At 56.5% G+C, this 19292-nt stretch carries 23 protein-coding genes; 11 read left to right on the top strand and 12 right to left on the bottom strand.

The window, feature by feature from the left end:
• Positions 1–75 precede the first annotated feature (75 nt).
• The 4 genes from ACEWL3_RS06130 to fabD all read right to left on the bottom strand — a co-directional run bounded on the left by ACEWL3_RS06130 (position 76) and on the right by fabD (position 2768).
• Positions 76–306 carry an acyl carrier protein gene (locus ACEWL3_RS06130; protein WP_114878377.1) on the bottom strand — a complete coding sequence of 77 codons (231 nt, stop codon included), beginning with the start codon at positions 304–306 and terminating at the stop codon, positions 76–78.
• Positions 307–507: 201 nt separating this feature from the next.
• Positions 508–1245: a 3-oxoacyl-[acyl-carrier-protein] reductase gene (gene fabG / locus ACEWL3_RS06125; protein ID WP_386178099.1), complete on the bottom strand. Its 738-nt coding sequence runs from the start codon at positions 1243–1245 to the stop codon at positions 508–510.
• Positions 1246–1263: 18 nt separating this feature from the next.
• Entirely contained in the window at positions 1264–1836 is a 573-nt protein-coding gene (locus ACEWL3_RS06120; protein ID WP_386178098.1) for an alpha/beta hydrolase, read from the bottom strand.
• Complete coding sequence (gene fabD / locus ACEWL3_RS06115; protein WP_386178096.1) at positions 1836–2768, bottom strand: ACP S-malonyltransferase; 933 nt, start codon at positions 2766–2768, stop codon at positions 1836–1838. The genes ACEWL3_RS06120 and fabD overlap by 1 nt, the downstream gene beginning before the upstream one ends.
• A 157-nt stretch (positions 2769–2925) precedes the next feature.
• Here fabD and ACEWL3_RS06110 point away from each other — a divergent pair, with 157 nt between their 5' ends.
• Entirely contained in the window at positions 2926–4125 is a 1200-nt protein-coding gene (locus ACEWL3_RS06110; RefSeq protein WP_386178094.1) for a cytochrome b/b6 domain-containing protein, read from the top strand.
• A gap of 55 nt (positions 4126–4180) precedes the next feature.
• Here the strand turns inward: ACEWL3_RS06110 and ACEWL3_RS06105 are convergent, their stop codons facing one another.
• On the bottom strand, positions 4181–4750 hold the full coding sequence (locus ACEWL3_RS06105) for a YceI family protein (protein WP_386178092.1): 570 nt from the start codon (positions 4748–4750) through the stop codon (positions 4181–4183).
• A 156-nt stretch (positions 4751–4906) separates the two neighbouring features.
• Positions 4907–5401 carry a hypothetical protein gene (locus ACEWL3_RS06100; RefSeq protein WP_386178090.1) on the bottom strand — a complete coding sequence of 165 codons (495 nt, stop codon included), beginning with the start codon at positions 5399–5401 and terminating at the stop codon, positions 4907–4909.
• A 270-nt stretch (positions 5402–5671) separates the two neighbouring features.
• Here ACEWL3_RS06100 and rpsF point away from each other — a divergent pair, with 270 nt between their 5' ends.
• The 5 genes from rpsF (at position 5672) to ACEWL3_RS06075 (ending at position 9652) form a co-directional block, all read left to right on the top strand.
• The gene (gene rpsF / locus ACEWL3_RS06095) at positions 5672–6034 is read left to right on the top strand and encodes a 30S ribosomal protein S6 (protein ID WP_386178088.1); all 363 of its coding nucleotides are present in this window, start codon (positions 5672–5674) and stop codon (positions 6032–6034) included.
• A 29-nt stretch (positions 6035–6063) separates the two neighbouring features.
• Complete coding sequence (gene rpsR, locus ACEWL3_RS06090) at positions 6064–6291, top strand: 30S ribosomal protein S18 (RefSeq protein ID WP_114878370.1); 228 nt, start codon at positions 6064–6066, stop codon at positions 6289–6291.
• An 11-nt stretch (positions 6292–6302) separates the two neighbouring features.
• Complete coding sequence (gene rplI, locus ACEWL3_RS06085; protein WP_386178086.1) at positions 6303–6935, top strand: 50S ribosomal protein L9; 633 nt, start codon at positions 6303–6305, stop codon at positions 6933–6935.
• Positions 6936–7141: 206 nt separating this feature from the next.
• On the top strand, positions 7142–7618 hold the full coding sequence (locus tag ACEWL3_RS06080; protein ID WP_386178084.1) for a transglycosylase SLT domain-containing protein: 477 nt from the start codon (positions 7142–7144) through the stop codon (positions 7616–7618).
• A gap of 75 nt (positions 7619–7693) precedes the next feature.
• On the top strand, positions 7694–9652 hold the full coding sequence (locus ACEWL3_RS06075; RefSeq protein WP_386178083.1) for a bifunctional 2',3'-cyclic-nucleotide 2'-phosphodiesterase/3'-nucleotidase: 1959 nt from the start codon (positions 7694–7696) through the stop codon (positions 9650–9652).
• A 78-nt stretch (positions 9653–9730) separates the two neighbouring features.
• Here the strand turns inward: ACEWL3_RS06075 and tig are convergent, their stop codons facing one another.
• Both tig and ACEWL3_RS06065 read right to left on the bottom strand, forming a co-directional pair.
• Entirely contained in the window at positions 9731–11065 is a 1335-nt protein-coding gene (gene tig / locus ACEWL3_RS06070) for a trigger factor (RefSeq protein WP_386178081.1), read from the bottom strand.
• Positions 11066–11532: 467 nt separating this feature from the next.
• Complete coding sequence (locus ACEWL3_RS06065; protein WP_114878366.1) at positions 11533–11817, bottom strand: DUF2312 domain-containing protein; 285 nt, start codon at positions 11815–11817, stop codon at positions 11533–11535.
• Positions 11818–11919: 102 nt separating this feature from the next.
• On the opposite strand from ACEWL3_RS06065, the gene ACEWL3_RS06060 reads away from it, so the two are divergent.
• The 5 genes from ACEWL3_RS06060 (at position 11920) to ACEWL3_RS06040 (ending at position 14487) form a co-directional block, all read left to right on the top strand.
• Positions 11920–12159 carry a hypothetical protein gene (locus ACEWL3_RS06060; protein ID WP_386178078.1) on the top strand — a complete coding sequence of 80 codons (240 nt, stop codon included), beginning with the start codon at positions 11920–11922 and terminating at the stop codon, positions 12157–12159.
• A 141-nt stretch (positions 12160–12300) separates the two neighbouring features.
• Positions 12301–13185, top strand: coding sequence for an MBL fold metallo-hydrolase (locus ACEWL3_RS06055; protein ID WP_386178077.1), 885 nt, complete (start codon positions 12301–12303; stop codon positions 13183–13185).
• A 9-nt stretch (positions 13186–13194) separates the two neighbouring features.
• Positions 13195–13623 (top strand): YeeE/YedE family protein, encoded by a 429-nt coding sequence (locus tag ACEWL3_RS06050; RefSeq protein ID WP_386178075.1) that lies wholly within the window; start codon positions 13195–13197, stop codon positions 13621–13623.
• A 1-nt stretch (position 13624) separates the two neighbouring features.
• A complete protein-coding gene (locus ACEWL3_RS06045; protein WP_386178073.1) occupies positions 13625–14056 on the top strand; it encodes a DUF6691 family protein in 432 nt (143 codons plus the stop codon).
• 8 nt (positions 14057–14064) lie between these two features.
• The gene (locus ACEWL3_RS06040) at positions 14065–14487 is read left to right on the top strand and encodes a protein tyrosine phosphatase family protein (RefSeq protein WP_386178071.1); all 423 of its coding nucleotides are present in this window, start codon (positions 14065–14067) and stop codon (positions 14485–14487) included.
• Between the two features lie 37 nt (positions 14488–14524).
• On the opposite strand, the gene ACEWL3_RS06035 is transcribed toward ACEWL3_RS06040, so the two are convergent.
• From ACEWL3_RS06035 to ACEWL3_RS06020, 4 genes are all read right to left on the bottom strand, one after another.
• The gene (locus ACEWL3_RS06035) at positions 14525–15739 is read right to left on the bottom strand and encodes a FliM/FliN family flagellar motor switch protein (RefSeq protein ID WP_386178069.1); all 1215 of its coding nucleotides are present in this window, start codon (positions 15737–15739) and stop codon (positions 14525–14527) included.
• Between the two features lie 84 nt (positions 15740–15823).
• The gene (locus tag ACEWL3_RS06030) at positions 15824–18553 is read right to left on the bottom strand and encodes an ATP-binding protein (RefSeq protein ID WP_386178067.1); all 2730 of its coding nucleotides are present in this window, start codon (positions 18551–18553) and stop codon (positions 15824–15826) included.
• Positions 18553–18840 (bottom strand): hypothetical protein, encoded by a 288-nt coding sequence (locus tag ACEWL3_RS06025; RefSeq protein WP_386178065.1) that lies wholly within the window; start codon positions 18838–18840, stop codon positions 18553–18555. Before ACEWL3_RS06025 ends, ACEWL3_RS06030 begins: the two co-directional genes overlap by 1 nt.
• Before the next feature lie 14 nt (positions 18841–18854).
• A complete protein-coding gene (locus tag ACEWL3_RS06020) occupies positions 18855–19223 on the bottom strand; it encodes a response regulator transcription factor (RefSeq protein WP_114880489.1) in 369 nt (122 codons plus the stop codon).
• Positions 19224–19292 lie beyond the last annotated feature (69 nt).

Raw genomic sequence — 19292 nt, 5'->3', positions numbered from 1 at the left:
ACAAAAACGGCGTCAATCCGCAGAGGATCAACGCCGCTTAAGAATTTTTCTGCCGATCAAGGCAGGCCGAACGCTTTATGCGTTGCTGATGAACTTCACCGCATCGCCGAAAGTCTGGATGTTCTCGGCTGCGTCATCTGGAATTTCGATGCCGAATTCTTCTTCAAACGCCATCACCAACTCAACTGTGTCCAAGCTGTCAGCGCCAAGATCGTCAATGAATGACGCATTCTCAACAACCTTGTCTTCTTCCACACTCAAGTGTTCCACAACGATCTTTTTCACGCGGTCTGCGACGTCGCTCATAAGTAAATCCTCATCTTTTCGGGCCGAAACCCCTATTGCTTTCCGCGCGCCTTATTGTGGCGGTTGGAGGATGCCCCGTCTTTGAGGCGGCTCTGTCCCTTGTTTGCACAAGGTGTAAGGGGCAATCAAGCACCCAAATAGTCGAATCTGCGCCCCCTTTAGCATAAGACACACATCTGGCAAACGCTATTCCAGCGCCGCTTACAACATGGCCATACCGCCATTCACATGCAAGGTGGTGCCTGTTACATACCCTGCCTCAGCGCTCGCAAGATACACCACAGCGGCGGCAATCTCGCCCGGTTCGCCCATACGGCCAGCGGGAATTTGTCCCATGATACCAGCCTTTTGGTCGTCGGTCAGCTTGTCCGTCATTGCGGTTGAGATAAATCCTGGGGCGACCGCATTTACCGTGATGCCACGGCTTGCCACCTCATAGGCCAGCGATTTTGACATACCGATCATCCCCGCCTTTGAGGCCGCATAATTGGCCTGACCGGGATTGCCTGTGGCCCCCACAATGCTTGAGATATTCACAATCCGTCCCCAGCGCGCCTTCATCATCCCGCGCATCACGCCTTTACACAGTTTGAATGTCGCGGTCAGATTGACGTTCATGACCGCATTCCATTCCTCATCCGACATCCGCATGAACAGGTTGTCTCGGGTAATTCCGGCGTTGTTGACCAGAATATCAACCGACCCCATCGCCTCCATCGCCTGCTTGGGCAGCGCCTCGACGGCGTCCATATCACTCAGGTTACACGGCAGCACATGCGCGCGGTCGCCCAGTTCGGCCTTCAGCGCTTCCAGCGGCTCAACCCGGGTGCCCGACAACCCAACCGTGGCCCCTTGGGCGTGCAGCATGCGCGCGATGTCCGCACCAATGCCACCAGAAGCCCCTGTAATCAGGGCATTTTTTCCACTCAGGTCAAACATAGTATATCCTTTGTCTCATCAATTCAGCACCGGGCCGGTCAACAGCCCAAAGCGTGCAATTTCCGCCGCCGTCATCTCATGTATCCCGTCTGAGGGGGCTGCCTGCAAGGTAAACCAGTAAAATGCGTCACTGCCCAGCATGTCAGCGATATAGTCCCGTGTCAGGTCATGCTCTGGCGAACTTGGCGGATAGCTGCTGCCTTCGCGGTAGCCATTGCGCCAACTGTGCACGCCGATGCTGGCCCCCCGTTCCATGGTGCGCCTGCGCCCTGCAAGAAACAGATCAACGCCCCCCGAATCGACAACACTATCGGACCGCAAATGCGTCGAAAGTCCCAAGTCACGCACCCGGTACCCCATGGCGATGGTTGCTTCACCGTCAATCGACCCATCAACCCTCGTCTGGACCAGCGTCCTGATCTGCGGATTCAACGCCAGTATGCGCTCAAAGTTTTGCGGGGTGCGGCTGGTGATGGTGCCGGAAAGCACCAGCTGATCGGCCTCGACGACCATCTGCGTGCCGTCAGAGGCGTTTTCAATAACCCCGCAGGCACTGAGCCACAGCCCCAAGATCAATGCAGACAGGCGCATTATACGTCTCTGGCCGCTACAACCTCTGCCGGGGTCCCGATGGTGCGCGACACGCTGTCTTTGCTGATCCGGCGGATCATCCCTGACAGCGCCTTGCCCGCGCCGATTTCCCAGAATTCAGTCACGCCTTGCTCGACCATCCATTCCACCGAGGTGCGCCACCGCACCCGTCCGGTCACCTGATCAACCAGCAAAGACCGGATCAAATGGGACGCCGACACGCCCGCCGCCAAGACATTGGACACCAGTGGCACCTTGGGGTCCTCAAAATCAACAGTGTCCAGCGCCCGCGCCATTTCAGCCGCCGCAGGCATCATCAATGTGCAGTGGAATGGGGCGGACACGGGCAACATCAGCGCGCGTTTTGCACCTGCCTCTTTGGCCAGTTCAACGGCGCGTTCCACTGCCGCCTTGTTGCCGGACACCACATTCTGTGCCGGGTCGTTTTCATTGGCGACCTGGCAAATCTCGCCCATCGCCGCGTTCTGTGCAATCTTCGCCGCCTGTTCAAAGCTCAGGCCCAAAATGGCCGCCATCGCGCCCTCACCCACAGGCACTGCTGCCTGCATGGCTTTGCCCCGAATACGCAACAACCGCGCCGTGTCTGACACTGAAACCGACCCTGCCGCACACAGCGCTGAATATTCACCCAAACTGTGCCCCGCCACGTAAGAGGCCCGGTCTATACCGATCCCCTCGGTCTCAAGTGCCCGGATGACCGCCATCGACGTCGCCATCAACGCAGGCTGCGCATTTTCCGTGAGCGTCAACGTGTCGATATCGCCTTCCCAAATCAGGGAAGACAGGTTTTGCCCCAAAGCCTCATCAACCTCATCAAACACCGCCTTGGCGGCAGGATAGGCATCAGCCAGTTCTTTCCCCATGCCAATGGTTTGGGCCCCTTGCCCAGGAAATACGAATGCGACGCTCATGATATACCCCTGTATTCTGCTTATCTCGTTTGCTTAACTCAAAATGTATCCTGCACCGTCCTTGCAAACAAGTCTGCACGCCATATGTGCGCCAAATGTCATTGTGGCGCTTTGGCCTTCGTTCTAGTTTCCCGCCAAACAGTACGGAGCAAGCCATATGGCCCTGACAAACACCGCGCAGCGCTATGGCGGCATCACCAAGACCTTTCACTGGGTCACTGCCCTGCTCATCCTGACGCAGTTGCCGTTGGGGCTTTATGCAAATGATCTGCCCTATGACACAGCCGAACAACTGGCGCGCAAGGCGTGGTTCTTTTCGCTGCACAAAACACTGGGTGTCACCGTCTTTTTTGCAGCCTTGGGAAGAATCATCTGGGCGCTGAGACAACCCAGACCGGGTTTGCTGAATGCAGACAAAAAGCTTGAAAGCTTTGCCGCCGAAACCGTGCATTGGTTGCTGTATGGGGCTCTGGTCATCGTGCCGTTGTCTGGTTGGATCAGCCATGCCGCCGCGGCCGGTTTCGCACCAATCTGGTGGCCCTTTGGTCAAGGCCTTCCACTCATTCCGAAATCCGTCGGTGTTGAACATCTATTTGGCGAGGTGCACGAGGTTGCTGTGAAAGGGCTGTTCGCTGCATTGGTGCTGCACATGGCAGGTGCGTTGAAACACCACTTTGTTGACCGGGACCCCACGTTGCTGCGCATGTTGCCGGGCGAGCCTGCGATTGGCCCCCTGCCACCTCAACATCACTCATCTGCGCCCTTGATCAGTGCGCTCGTTCTGTGGGCCTTGGCCATCGCATTGGGCGGCGTTCTGGCCACGCTTGGGACCAAAGCTAATGACAGCACAGGGGAGCAGTTGGCCCAGGTGACCTCTGACTGGCAAGTTCAGGAGGGCCAAATCGAAATCACCGTGGTCCAATTCGGGTCAGAGGTCATCGGTTCCTTTGCGGATTGGACAGCGGCCATCAGCTTTGATGAAATGATACCTATCGGAAAAGTCGGCGATGTCACCGCGACAATTAATGTGGCCTCGCTGACTCTTGGGTCGGTGACGCAACAGGCGTTGGGCGTGGATTTCTTTCACGTGGAGGCCTTTCCCACTGCCGTTTTTATGGCAGATATTCAACATGCATCTGATGGGTACGAGGCCGTTGGCACGCTCACCATCAAAGAAAACAGCGCCCCCCTGACCCTTCCGTTGAATCTGGCCGTTATCGGCGACAGCGCGGAAATGCGCGGCGATGTGACCCTAGACCGCCGTGATTTTGGCATTGGGGATAACCTGAATGACGAAAAGGGCCTCACCTTTGCGGTCAAAGTTCACATCACGCTCAAGGCCAATCGCGAACCATAAAAAAACCGCCGGGTGCAAAACCCGGCGGTTTTCAATCTTCAGAATGCGGCGTGCGTCATTCGGCTTTCATCGCCTCAATAGAGATCTTCACAGCCACTTCGTCGCTGACGTATGGGGCATACAACCCCAGATCAAAATCTGACCGCAACACAGTTGTTGTCGCGTCAAATCCGACCCACGGCTTGCCCGCCTGTGGATGATCACCCTTTTGGTTTAACTTGGCATCCAGAACCACGGATTTTGTCACGTCATTCATGGTCAGATCACCCGTGATCTTGGCGGTGGCGTCGCCCGTCACCTCAATCGACGTAGAAGCAAAGGTGACCCTGTCGCCCTCTGTGGCCCCGAAAAAGTCCTCGGACATGAAGTGCTCTGACCGCTTTTCCCATCCGGTGAACATCGATTTCACAGGCATGGAGACGGTAACGGATGAACTGGCCGGATCGGCCTCATCAAAGTTAATCGTGCCGTCAAATCCTGAAAAGACGCCGAAGGTTGTTGAAAAACCAAGGTGTTCATAGCTGAACAGCACCTGACTGTGGCTGGCATCCAACACGTATGTATCGGACGCAGCAGCGCTGGTCGCACCGAAAGCGAGGGCTGTAGCAAAAAGAACGGACTTCATATGATAACACTCCAAATTAAAACAAGATGAGTGATAGCTATCCGGACAGGCGGCCTGCGCAATTCCGCACCCTTCAACAAGGCATGCGCAAAAATGAACATGAAAAAACACCCCGGCGTTTGCCGAGGCTTTAAAACCTTGCAGTAAAGCGTTGAATTAGACGAGCTTGCCCGCGGCACGCAGGCCGGCCACTAGGCTCGTCATCACGTTGCGGTCATTCAGCGTGACTTCTGCCAGCGGTGCGTTGTTTTTGTCCCACAAACGCACCTTCACGCCTTCCCATTCCGCGCGGGCAAGATCAGCAAAGCCGCAGCGCTGCAAAACGATGTTTTTGCCTTCCGAAACCGGCCGCACCAACCGCACTTCGCGGCGGATCGTATCAATTTCAATCTTTGGGGTGTTTCGCTTTGCACTTGATTGCATCAACCCCAACCCTGCCAGCGCGGCAGTCAGCGACAGGATCAGTTTGAACAACATCACATCACTTTCCCAGGCGGCACCCGGTGCCAACCAAAGAGTGAAAGCCGCAAAAACCAATGCAACCCCGGTCAGGCGTTGTGTGGCGCGTATTAACATGGGGCCACCGTCCGCAATGCGCACAGGCGCGATTGTGGTCGTGTCGGCATTCATGAATTCGACTGATACACTCATTTTCTTGGTCCCTCGTTCACTCTTTTGTCTTGATCAATCCTTGGCTGAAGAAAAAGACGAAATAACGGCGAGGCTGCGACCATGTCATGGAACTTTGCGGCTTAGGCGGGATCTGCGGTCAAGCGGACATCGCCGCTTGCCCCGCGCCATAAACCGTGTATATGAGCCATTCCTTTGCAAAAACGTTGAAACGCGCAGACTCTCGTGGTGGGGCCGCAAAGGTGATCTGCCCTGCCTATGAAATGCGCCTTGATATAAATAGGAGACCGCATGCCGCTATATGAGCATGTCATGATTGCGCGTCAGGATCTGTCCAACACGCAAGCCGAAGGCCTTATCGAACATTTTGGAACCGTCCTTGCCGACAACGAAGGCAAACTCGTCGACAGCGAGTATTGGGGCGTCAAAACGATGGCCTACAAGATCAACAAAAACCGTAAGGGCCACTATGCCTTCCTGCGTTCGGACGCACCTGCGACCGCCATTCAGGAAATGGAACGCCTGATGCGCCTGCACGACGATGTGATGCGTGTTCTGACCATCAAAGTTGATGAGCACAAAGAACTGCCATCCGTGCAGATGCAAAAGCGAGACGAGCGTCCCGAACGTGGCGAGCGCCGCGAGCGCCGTTGATCAACAGCTTGACAAAAAGGACATAAACCATGGCTGCAAAACCATTTTTCCGCCGCCGCAAAGTCTGCCCCTTCTCAGGCGACAACGCTCCGGCCATCGACTACAAAGACACACGTCTTTTGCAACGCTACATCTCTGAGCGTGGCAAAATCGTGCCTTCCCGTATCACCGCAGTATCTGCGAAAAAGCAGCGTGAACTGGCCCGTGCCATCAAACGCGCCCGCTTCCTCGCCTTGCTGCCCTATGCCGTTCGTTAAGGAGAAAGCACATGCAAGTTATCCTTCTGGAACGTGTGGCTAAGCTGGGCCAAATGGGCGATGTCGTTGACGTCAAGCCAGGCTTTGCGCGCAACTTTCTGTTGCCACAGGGCAAGGCGCTGTCAGCGTCCAAAGCCAACATCGAAGCCTTTGAGGGCCGCAAGTCGCAGCTTGAAGCGCAGAACCTTGAAAGCAAAAAAGAAGCCGACGCAATGGCGGACAAGCTGAACGGTCAGCAGTTCATTGTGATTCGTTCAGCATCCGACGCGGGCGCGCTTTATGGGTCCGTCACCACCCGTGACGCTGCCGAAGCTGCAACCGAGGCAGGTTTCACTGTCGATCGCAAACAAGTTGTCCTGACTGCGCCGATCAAAGAACTTGGTTTGCACGACGTTTCTGTTGTTCTGCACCCTGAAGTTGAAGCAACTATCCAGTTGAACGTCGCCCGTTCTGCTGAGGAAGCCGAGCTTCAGGCATCAGGCAAATCCATTCAGGAATTGGCTGCCGAAGAAGAAGCAGAAGCAGAGTTCGAAATTGCGGAACTGTTCGACGATATCGGTGCTGCGGCATCCGAAGACGACGTCTTGGCCGAGGCGATTGAGACACCTGCCGACGATGCAGAGGACGAAGACGCAAAAGCGTAATCGTCTCTTCTTTGGATTTGACAGGGGCCGGATGCATTACGCGTCCGGCCTTTTTCATGTGGCCCTTTGCACGGGCAAATCGGCACCATCGCGGGACGTATTCTGCCACTCCTTTGCGGATTGCCGCCCATGGCAGTGCGGCCCACTTGCCCGGTTGCGCGTCATCCGTAATGTGCAGCGCGTATTAACAACTCGCGAATCTGATCATGTCCCACACCACCCGCCGCGCATTCCTGGCAGTTCTGGGTGCCACCGCCATATCCGCGTGTAGCGCCGCGCCGCCCCCGGCCCCTGCCCCAACTGGCCCACCACTTTATCCAAATGAGACGCCCCAGCTGCGACAAAAGATCAACAAGTGGGCGGATTTTTATGATGTCCCTCGTCCGCTTGTGCATCGCCTCGCAATCCGCGAAAGCACGCACCGCCCCGGTGCGCGCAACGGCCCCTATTACGGATTGCTGCAAATTCTGCCCGCCACTGCGCGCAGCATGGGTTTTCAGGGCAGTCCGAAAGACCTGTTAGATGCGGATACCAACCTGAAATACGCCGTAAAATACCTGCGCGGCGCATGGCTTTTAGCTGACGGCGACCATGGCACCGCTGTGAAATGGTATTCACGCGGTTATTATTACGAGGCAAAACGCCGTGGCATGTTGGTCGAAACCGGCCTGCGGAGCGGCTGATTTGATTTAATTCTTGTCATGGCATCGTCACAGGCAGACCATATCGGTGTATCGTCACTGAAAAGGAACGCTGTCATGACCTTTCGCCTCAATCGCCGCCATTTCCTTGCCGGTTCTGCCGGATTGCTCGCACTTCATCCGTTTTCCGTCCATGCCGCCGCCAATCAGGCGCATTTGCGTATTATGGAAACAACCGACCTGCATGTGCACGTCTTTCCCTATGATTATTACGCAGACAAGGACGTCGACACCGTCGGTCTTGCCCGCACCGCCGCCATCATCGAAGACATCCGCGCAGAGGCATCCAACGCGCTGCTGCTGGACAACGGTGATTTCCTTCAGGGGAACCCGATGGGCGACTACATCGCCTATGAACGGGGCATGAAAGACGGCGATATGCATCCCGTCATCAAGGCCATGAACACCTTGGGCTTTGCCGCATCGACACTGGGCAACCATGAATTCAACTATGGTCTTGAATTTCTGACCAAATCTCTGGCGGGTGCCGATTTTCCGGTGGTAAGCGCTAATGTTGTGAAAGAAATGGGCGGCGAGCCGACCAAAGACACAACCCTGGTGCCACCCTATGTCATTTTGGATCATCAGGTCACAGACGGTGCCGGGCAAACCCATGCGATAAAGATCGGGATCATCGGTTTCGTGCCGCCCCAGATCATGAACTGGGATCGCCGCCATCTTGAAGGCAACGTTCAGACCCGCGATATCATCCAGACCGCCCGCGCGTATATCCCACAAATTAAGGAAGCGGGTGCCGATATCATCATTGCGCTGTCCCATTCTGGTATCGGAGCGGCGGACGAAACGGCCCTGATGGAAAATGCATCCGTGCCATTGGCCGCCGTTGAAGGCATCGATGCAATTCTGACGGGGCACTCGCACCTCGTGTTCCCATCATCCACCTATGCCGATTATCCGGCCGTTGATGCCGCTGCGGGCACGATCCACGGCAAACCCGCCACCATGGGCGGTTTCTGGGGCAGCCACCTGGGGCTAATCGATCTGATGTTGGAAAACGATGGCGGCACATGGCGCATCGCCTCTCATATGGCAGAGGCGCGACCGATTTCGCAGCGCAACGAAGATCGCAGTGTCACCGCACTGGTCGAAAGTGTGCCTGCGGTGCTGGCCGCAGTGCAACAGGAACACGACGAAACGTTGGCCTATGTGCGGCGCGCGGTGGGCAAAACAGACGCCAATCTGCACAGCTATTTCGCGCTGGTCGCCGATGATCCATCGGTGCAGGTCGTCTCGAACGCGCAGATCTGGTACATTACCCAAATGATGAAAGGCACCGAACACGAGGGGCTGCCAATCCTGTCCGCCGCTGCCCCGTTCAAGGCCGGGGGGCGTGGCGGCCCGGATTATTACACGGACGTTCCCAAAGGGGACGTGGCGATCAAGAACGTCTCGGACCTTTATCTCTACCCCAATACAGTGCGTGCCGTGCGGGTGACCGGCGCTCAGGTCAAGGACTGGCTCGAACGTTCTGCGGGCATGTTCAATCAGGTGCAGCCCGGCGTGGCTGATCAACCGCTGCTGAATGATGCGTTCCCCAGCTATAATTTCGACGTGGTGGATGGCGTCACCTATCAGATCGACCTGTCACAACCGTCGAAATTCGATCCCAAAGGGGTCCTGTTGAATGAGGATGCCAATAGGATTGTCAACTTGCAGTACAACGGCGAACCCATTGACCTCGCTGCAGAGTTCATCATCGCCACAAACAACTACCGTGCCTCAGGCGGCGGTGATTTCCCCGGTGCCAAGGGCGATACCATCGTGTTTGAGGGACCAGATACGAACCGGGACGTGATTGTGCGCTATATCGTCGACAAAGGCACGATCAGCCCGCGCGCCGACGCCAATTGGACCTTTGCCCCCATCGAGGGTGCGACCGTCCTGTTCAATACCGGACCCAAAGCGTCCGATTACATCGATGATGTCAAAGGCGTCAAACTCGACCCCGCAGGGGATGGGCCGGACGGTTTTGCGCAGTTCCGCATCACGCTCTGAATCACACGACGCGGAAACTGCCAATGAAAAAGGCCACGCAGCGATGCGTGGCCTTTTTCATTCTGGATTTTGCTAGAACTACGCGTCGTCTTCGAGCGCCTCAACAGCCTTTTGCAGCTTGTCCTTGGTGATTTCCTTCTCGGTCACTTTTGCTTTTTCAACAATGTGATCAATCACTTTATCTTCGAAGATCGGCGCGCGCATTTGCTGCTGCATCTGCTGGTTCTTTTGCACAAACTCAAAGAACTGACGTTCCTGACCGGGATACTGACGTGCCTGGTTCATGATCGCCTGTGTCATCTCTGCGTCAGACACTTCGATTTCGGCTTTCTGACCCACCTCAGCCAACAACAGGCCCAATCGCACACGGCGCTCTGCCAGTGTTTTGTGCTCGTCTGTTGTCTCGATCTCCGGGTGATCATGGCCCTGAACTTCAGGGTTTTCTTCATGCCACAACTGGTGCGCAATCTGCCCTGCCTCTGCGTCGACCAACGAGGGCGGCAAATCAAAGCTGACCATTTTGTCCAGCGCATCAAGCAATCCGCGCTTCATCACCGCGCGTGCGGCCCCTGCATATTCGGCTTCCAAACGCTCGGCGATCTGCGTTTTCAACGCGGCAAGGTCCTCTGCGCCAAACTTTGTCGCCAATTCGTCGTTGATCTCGGCAGCAACAGGTTCTTTGACTTCTTTGATCGTGCAATCAAAAACCGCTTCTTTACCGGCTAAATTCTCGGCCTGATAGTCATCAGGGAAGTTGACCGTCACAGCCTTTTCTTCCTCGGCTTTCACGCCAACCAACTGCTCTTCAAATCCGGGGATGAATGAATTTGAGCCCAGCACCAGCGGATAATCCTCGGCTGAGCCGCCCTCAAACGCTTCACCGTCGACCTTGCCGACAAAGTTCATGACAATCTGGTCACCGTCTTTTGCCTTGGCACCTTTTTTGCGGGCTTTGAAATCCTGCGCCGTTTCAGCAAGGTTTGCGAGCGCCTCGTCTATTGCGGCGTCGTCGGCTTTCGCAACCAGCTTTTCCAGCTTAATCTTGCCCATGTCGATTTCAGGGATCTCGGGCAACGCTTCATAGCTCATCTCAACCTGAACGTCGTCGCCTTCTTTCCAGTCTTCGTTGGTCATCTTGACCTCGGGCTGCATCGCGGGACGATCGCCGGATTTCTCAAAATGCTCAGACATTGCACCATCAATGCTTTCCTGCATCGCTTCGCCCATCACACGCTGGCCAAACTGCTTTTTCAGCAATGCCATCGGGACCTTGCCCTTGCGAAAGCCCTTCATCTCAACAGTAGGCTGGGCCTCTGCCAGCTTTTCATTAACTTTGGCTTCCAGTTCGGCCGCCGTCACTGTGATGGCATAGCCGCGTTTCAAACCGTCGTTCAGTGTCTCGTTGACCTGCATGTGTGCTCCATAGAATAAGGCCGCACGAACAGGCGTGCGGACGAAAATTTCCGCCCTTCTATGTTCCTTAAAGGCGGCATGCAAGGGGTGGCACCGCCCCAAGTCCGGTTGAGAGTAAATTGGCTGTCAATCAGAGCATTTTTTGATGGAATTGCCTTTACGGATCATGTGCCCGCGATGCCGTGCCAGGACTACAGCCTTGCCCAAGGTGCGACCATCGCATCATCTTCGTACGTCGGTTGATGAATTTACAAATGAAACAAAGTTTTTCCGAAGGTCTGAACTTCCGGCGGGCCGGTCCAATTGTCATTTAACGTCAGAAAATCCGTTTCGCCAAACTTTGCGCGCATGGCCGCGCCGACTACATGACATCCCATCGGTCACGCCGACGCCAACCGAAATTGCTCCCGCCCAACACCCTCTTTAGTCAACGTGAGAATGAGTACCGCCAACAGCAGCAACTCAAATCACATACCAAGCGCTTCTTTGTACATCTCCAACACCGCCTCTTCTTCGGCAATGTCATCTTTGTCGCGCTTGCGCAGCGCAATCACCTTGCGCAGCACTTTGGTATCATAGCCGCGCGCCTTGGCTTCAGCCATCACCTCTTTTTGTTGTTCGGCGAGGTCCTTCTTTTCCGAATCCAACCGTTCAATCCTCTCGACGAACTGACGCAGCTCATTCGCGGTCACGCGGTATGTCGCGTCGCCAACGGGGTCGATGACATCGGGGTTTGTGGATGTGTCGCTCATGCTGCGCTCCTTGCGAATTGATTTGGGGTCTGACTACCCGTGCAATTTGGTACCCGCAAGCGGGTCTTGCCCAAACCTGCTGATTGTCGTAGCGAACGGGTTATGGAAATCGCAACATCTTCCCCGCTCGAATGGATCATCTGGACAGGTGCGGCCTTGTCGCTCATCGGTCTTGCCGGGTTGATCTGGTGCATTGTCCGGGTTGCGCAAGCCAAACGTTCAGGTCTTGATGACGCAGCAATGCGGGCTGTGCTGAAATCTGCGATTCCCGTGAACATGGGCGCGCTGTTTCTGTCGGCAATTGGCCTGATGATGGTCATTCTGGGCATTTTCCTGACGTAACCTCTGGCCTTATTTCACCCTTTTTCAAATACCGATGCGCGCCCTTCGCGTCAGGCGCTTGGCCTGATGTCACCGCAAACCGGCGCTTGTAACACATGCAAAAAACGCTATGTTTCTCTGTAACCATCAGGAGGCCTGCAGATGGACACTTCCCTGCCCACCGTTTCCCCGCATGTGACCGCATTTTTTGATGATGCGACCAACACAGTCAGCTATGTGGTCCAAGACCCCGATGGGTCGGCCTGCGCCATCATCGATTCCGTGCTTGATTTTGACCATGCCGCCGGGCGCACCGACACAAGCTCTGCCGACAGGATCATCGCGCATGTAACTGCCCACAACCTGCAGACCCAATGGATACTGGAAAGCCATGTGCACGCCGATCATTTGTCGGCTGCCCCCTATCTGCAAGAGAAACTGGGCGGCAAGATCGGCATTGGTGCCCAGATCACCACGGTTCAGGACACCTTTGGCAAAGTCTTTAACGAAGGCACCGAATTTCAGCGCGATGGCAGCCAGTTCGACGCGCTCTTTCGAGATGCAGACAGCTTTCATATCGGACAGATGCGCGCAGATGTGATGCACACTCCCGGCCACACACCAGCCTGTCTGACCTATGTGATCGGGGACGCGGCTTTTGTGGGTGATACGCTTTTCATGCCTGACTTTGGCACGGCGCGCTGCGACTTTCCGGGGGGGTCCGCCCATGACCTTTACAAATCCATTCAGCGCATCCTGTCGCTGCCCGACCAGACCCGCATTTTTGTGGGCCATGATTACAAGGCACCGGGACGCAGCGAATTTGCCTGGGAAACCACCGTTGGTGCCCAAAAGGCGGCCAACGTGCATGTGGGGGGTGGTGCTGGCGAAGAGGATTTTGTCACGTTGCGCGAAACCCGTGATGCCAGTCTGCCAATGCCAAAACTGATTGTGCCATCACTACAGATCAACATGCGCGCAGGTCATATGCCAGAGGCGGATGACAGCGGCACTGTAATGCTCAAACTGCCCATCAACAAACTCTGAAGGTACAAAATGGATATGGATTGGATATGGGGCCTGATCGGGGGCCTTACGATTGGCTGTGCTGGCGCGGTCTATCTGCTGGGAAATGGCCGCATCATGGGGGCCAGCGGGATTTTGGGCGGCCTGATTGACGGCTCTGCACGCGGGGCCTGGATGGAACGCGGAGCGTTTCTGGCAGGGCTGATAGCCCTCCCGGCGTTTTTGCAGGCGCTTGGCACACCCACAGCAGCCACCAACCTGACCTCAAACATCGGGCTGGTCATTGTTGCTGGCCTGCTTGTCGGGCTTGGCACCCGCATTGGTAATGGCTGTACGTCTGGCCACGGGGTCTGCGGCATTTCCCGGCTCAGCCCGCGCGGCATTGCCGCCACCCTGGTCTATATCGCGTCAGGGGCGGTCATGGTCGTGGCGCTACGCAGCTTCATGGGAGGGCTTTGACATGCGGACAGCTTTCGCTTTTCTTTCTGGTTCGCTTTTTGGCTTGGGCCTGCATCTGTCCGGGATGACCAACACCGACAAGGTACAGGGTTTTCTGGATTTCTTTGGGGCATGGGACCCGACGCTGGTCTTTGTCATGGGCGGTGCAATCATCCCGATGTTTGTCGCATGGCGGATGACCGATGTGCGCAAACCGCTGGTCGGGGGCGAGTTTCCGGCACCAGCAGACCCAGTGTTTGATCGCCACCTGATCATTGGGGCGGTGCTGTTCGGGATGGGATGGGGCCTTGTCGGTCTTTGCCCCGGCCCTGCGCTCGCCTCGCTCAGCTATGGTGGCTTTGGCGGGCTGACATTTTTGGCAGCAATGATTGCTGGCATGGCATTGGTACCCAGGGCAAAGGGTGCGCTGGACACAAGCGGCACTCGGGCGTAAATAAGCTTATGGATATTCGCCAATTGACCCCCCGCTATTTCGTCAGCCCGCAGATCGAACCGGGTGATATGTCCGCGCTCAAAGCGGCTGGCATTACCCACATCCTGTGCAACCGACCGGACGCTGAGGTACCACCCAGCCACAGTGCCGCAAAGATGGAGGCCGCTGCGAAGGCAGCAGGCATCAGCTTTGCGGTGCAGCCTTTGACCCATCAAACCATGGTGCCGGATGTGATTGCCGCCAACCGTGCCTTGGGGGCCGATACCGATCATGTCGTCCTGGCCTATTGCGCATCGGGCACCCGGTCCACAATTGCATGGGCTTTGGGACAGGCTGGTCAAATGACGCCGGACGCGATCATCGCCGCCGCGCGCAATGGCGGATATGATATTGAAAATATGCGACAGGTTTTGGAACACCCCTTTAACTGAGCATCCTTCCCATTCGACATCCTAACGCAATCGCCCGCTATCCAGCATCTGCACGCGGCAAGTCGGTAAGGTCGTCGTCTTGCGTAAACCCCGACAGATCAGACATGTCGGGCAAATCCGGCAGATCTGGCAGTTCAGCGAAATCAGGCAGGGCTGACACGCCGTTCATCGCATTGCCAACGGGCAGTTCTGCGAAATCCAGGTTTGGAGCGGACAGTTCTGCCATTGCGCCCGGGTCTGTGGCGCGGGTGCCGGTGCCGTCGCCCGCGACGTCCGGCAGGTCCAGCCCATCACGGTCGCTGGCGCGGCGTTTTGGCGTTGTGGCCGCAATGTTTTGATGTTCGACCCGCAGCGCCCGCACCCCGTCAATCTGACCCAAAGTGCCACGGCCGACCCCGGCCCCGCACATGGTCAGCACCCGTGACTGGTCAAAGGCAGTGATCCCAAGTTCAAAAACATCGCCGGGAGCAAGCGCGCCTAGCGTACTCACCGGCATGGATATCCGCGCCAAGGCCACATTCAGATCGACATGCAGCGCCATGACGGTATCACTCAGCGATTTTTGCCGCCGCGGTTCCGTGCCGTCAGCTAGGGTGCCATCGTCGTTGCGGCACTGTGAATTTTCTGACGGTTTTGGCAGGATGGGCAGGCACAAGATGATCTGACCCTGCCGACAGCCGCCCGCGATGTCCACGGTGATGTGCACAACCTGATACTCTGATGCCTCCATACTCATCAGCAGGATTCTGGCATCCTCGGCCCGGATGCCAAACCGATACCCTTGCAAGATCTGCCGTTCGATTTCGGTTTCCGGCAACATTGCCGCCCTGTGCAGCAGGGCGTCCAGAAACGGCGCACAAATGGCAGCGTCCGTTGCTGTCAGGGGGCGCGTTGCACCCCCGACCTCAGGCATCACTTTGCCCATGGTCTGCTGTTGGATCAGCCCACCCACCATATTTGGATCAAAAACTGCGGCCCCCCGCCTGCCTGATGGCCCTTCAAGCGCCATCAACAAAGCTGGCATTTCAAACAATTCGGCAAGGGCGTCACCGTCTCGTTTTTCCATCCGGATGCCGATTGCGGCCATGGCCATGCCAAACATTTCATTTGCCACCTTCGCCAGTGTCAGCCGCAAGGCTTTGGGTACAGACATTGCATGGGTCTGATGCTCAACCCGCCCGACCTGCGCTTTGCGATGCAGCGCGGAGTGCGGTTGATCGCGTTCCGATTGTCCCGATGTCAATGCGGTCATAATCTGCTGGTCGTGTCCCATCGCCTCCACCCGCGTTTTGCGGACCTTGGGACATACTTAGACGATGATTGGTTACCAACGCCTTTATGTCAGCGTGGCAAGCGTGCGTTTTTCCGGCTTTGCGTTTGTACCTTTCAACGGCAAGGTCACACGGAAAGCGGTTCCAGCAACCCTTGGCAGATAGGTGATATCGCCGCCAAGCCGGGTCATGATCTCGTGACAAATGGCCAGTCCCAGTCCGGCCCCTTCGCCCTCCACACCGCTGATCCGAAAGAATTTTTCAAAAATGACCGCCTGCGCGTCGGTGGCAATGCCATCGCCATTGTCGATAAAATCAATGGTCAGCGTTTTCTGGTCATGCTGCACATTGATCGTAAATTGGGGGTCGTCCGCACGGCAGTATTTTTGCGCATTGGCCGCAAGATTGATAAATACCTGTGCTAGCCTGTCCAAATCAGTGGTCAGGGTGACGGCCTCGGCCTGCTTATTGCGGATAATCTTGAGGGGCCGCGCCGCACCGGCAAGCGCTGTGATCACCGCCTGATCCAGCACATCCGCCAATTTCCCGTTACGCATGTTGAGCGTCACCTGACCGTTTTCAAGCACCGACAGGTCCAGCAAATCGTCCAGCAGACGCGTCAGCCGAATGGTCTCTGAATGGATAATCGAGGCATAGCGCGTTTTGTCAGCGGCCTTCATGCCCTTGGCATCGCGCAATATCTCTGAAAATGACCGGATTGACGTCATCGGCGTGCGCAATTCATGGCTGATCTGGCTGAGAAAGCTGTCCTTTTGCAGCGACAATTGCGTCAGTTTTTCATTGGCGTTGCGCAACTGCGCAGCCGTCTCGGACAATTCGCGCGATTTCGCCTCAAGTTGGCTTGAATATTCCAGCATCTGTGCGGATTCGTCGGCAACCGCCAAAAGATCCTGCACCGAAACGGATGTGCCGCCCACGATCTGGGCCACCATCGCATGGGCCGTTGCCGCGCCGACGGATGCGGCCAATTCACGTTCCAGTGCCTGAACAAATTGTGGGGTGGGTTCCGGCAACCCGCCGTTCACCCCTTGCGCTTTTGAATGTGCCCCAAAGAACACCCGCGCCTCTGCGGCCCCCAGAATGCGCTGTGCCATGATCATCAGGTCTTCACTTCCCGCGACAGACGCAGTCCAGCCGCGGGTCGGGCTAGAATGATCAAAGACATTCACAAACTGCGCACCCTGCAATCGTTCAACCGGGTCCGGAAAGGTAAAGAGCGAGACCAGACCAAAAACCAACGTGTTCAGCGACAAGCTCCATACCACCGCATGGACCGTTGGGTCCAACCCGTCGATGCCAAAAAGCGCCTCTGGCCGCAGCCATCCGATGCCCGCCAGCCCCTGTTCAAACGTCGCCACAGAAAGCGCGGTACCCGGCCCAAAGCTGGGCAACAACATCGTAAAGACCCACAAGGCGAACCCGGTGCCAAGTCCGCAGAGCGCGCCCATCCGCGTGGCCCCACGCCAGAATATGCCGCCAAGCAAGGCAGGCAGAAACTGCGCAACGCCGCCAAATGAAATGGTGCCAATCGCCGCCAGTGCGCCACTGCCCCCCGAGGCACGATAATAAAGGAAACCCAACGAAATGATTAGCAAGATCGACACCCGACGTGCCAGGATCACCACATTGCGGACATCCCCCGATTGTGTCGCGCCGTCCTGTCGCAATGCCAGCCAGATCGGCATGACGATGTGGTTGCTGACCATGGTGCTCAGCGCAAGCGTGGCCACGATGACCATCGAGGTGGCCGACGAAAATCCCCCTAAAAAGGAAAACATCGCAAGGCCGTTTTGGCCTTGGCTCAGCGGCAGGCTGAGTACAAAAAGATCTGGGTTTGACCCGACGGGCATGAGGTCAAGACCTATCACCGCGATTGGCACCACAAAAAGGCTCATCAACATCAGATACAGCGGAAATGCCCATGAGGCGATTTGCAGGTACCGTTCATCATCGTTTTCCACGACCATGACCTGAAACATTCGTGGCAAACACAAGAAAGCTGCCGCTGACAGCATAGTCAATGCTACCCACCTGCTGCCCTGCACATGCCATTCACCAATGGGGGAAGCGTCGATGCGGGTCAGGGTTTCGCTGACCCCGCCGGCCAGCCCCCATACCACAAAGATTCCGACCGCCAAGAGCGCTACCAGTTTGACGACCGCCTCAACCGCCACGGCAATTACAACGCCGTGATGGCGTTCATTGACGTTCAGGTTTCGGGTGCCGAAAAGTACGGTAAAAAGCGCCAGACCTGTCGCGACCCAAAACGCCGCCTGACCTTTGTTGATCACCTCATGTTCGGTGCCCACCAGGGCCGTATCGGGGGCCGCAAAAATCGACAGAGACAGAATAACGGATTGTAATTGCAGCGCAATATAGGGGGTCACCCCGATCACAGCCATGATCGTGACAACAATGGCCAACGTATTCGATTTGCCGTATCGCGATGAAATCAAATCAGCAATTGAGGTCACACGCTGACTGCGCCCGATGCGCACCAAGCGGCGCAGTATCCACCACCAGCCGATCATCACCAGCGACGGCCCCAGATAGATCGTCACATATTCAAGACCCGACCGCGCGGCATAGCCAACCGCACCATAAAACGTCCACGCCGTGCAGTAGATTGACAGCGACAGCGTATAGACCAATGGCGAGCGCAGCAGCCATCCGCCCTGCCCCTTCAGGGCCGCACGCTCTGCCATAAAGGCGACGATGAACAGCCCCGCAACATAAAGCAGGCAAACCATGACAAGCTGATTGAGCGAAACCATCAATCAGCCTCGGCGCTTGGTACACCATCTTTTGTGGCCTGCTCTCGCGTGTGCCGCCACAGCCCCCATGCGGCCAGCACCAGCAGTGCCCAAATGCCAAAAATATACTGCAGCGCCATGCTCAGCGGCATTGGGTCGAGGTCACCTTGTGCGGTCGTCTCGGACACCGGCCACAGCAACGGCACCATCCACAAACCCAATCCCAACAGCGGCAGAAACCGCATCGCATCCATCATCCTGCGCAATCGGTAGCCGCGCCGTTCCAAAAAGATAGGGCTGCGCGCCATGGATCAGACCTCCGTCATTGCTGAGTTAATTCGCGCACCGCTTCCAGCATCTCAGCATTGGAAAACGGCTTGGTCATGAACCGGCTTACGCCTGCTTTTTCGGCCATCTCGCGATCCCTGCTTTGGCCGCGTGCGGTCAGCATCAATATCGGCATATCGGCAAATACCGGATCAGCGCGCAGTTCGTTCAGGATTTCAAAACCGCTCTTGCCCGGCAACATAACGTCGAGCATCACCAGATCGGGCATCACCTTGCGGATCACATCAACCGCTGCGGCCCCGTTGGCCAGAGTTTCCACCCGCCAGCCCTCTTGAGACAGCAGAAAACGGATGGCCTCGGCGATGTTTATTTCGTCCTCGACCAGCACCACATGTTTGCCCATCGGCATTGATCCTCCCCCTCGCGCGGCACCGCCCCTGTCTGACGCAAGGTGCTTGTGCAGCACTGATCA

The sequence above is a fragment of the Sulfitobacter sediminivivens genome (assembly GCF_042611115.2).
GTDB classification, from domain to species: Bacteria; Pseudomonadota; Alphaproteobacteria; order Rhodobacterales; family Rhodobacteraceae; genus Sulfitobacter; species Sulfitobacter sediminivivens.
The sequence above is the reverse complement of the archived record's forward strand: the minus strand, read 5'-3'. Positions and strand labels throughout refer to the sequence as shown.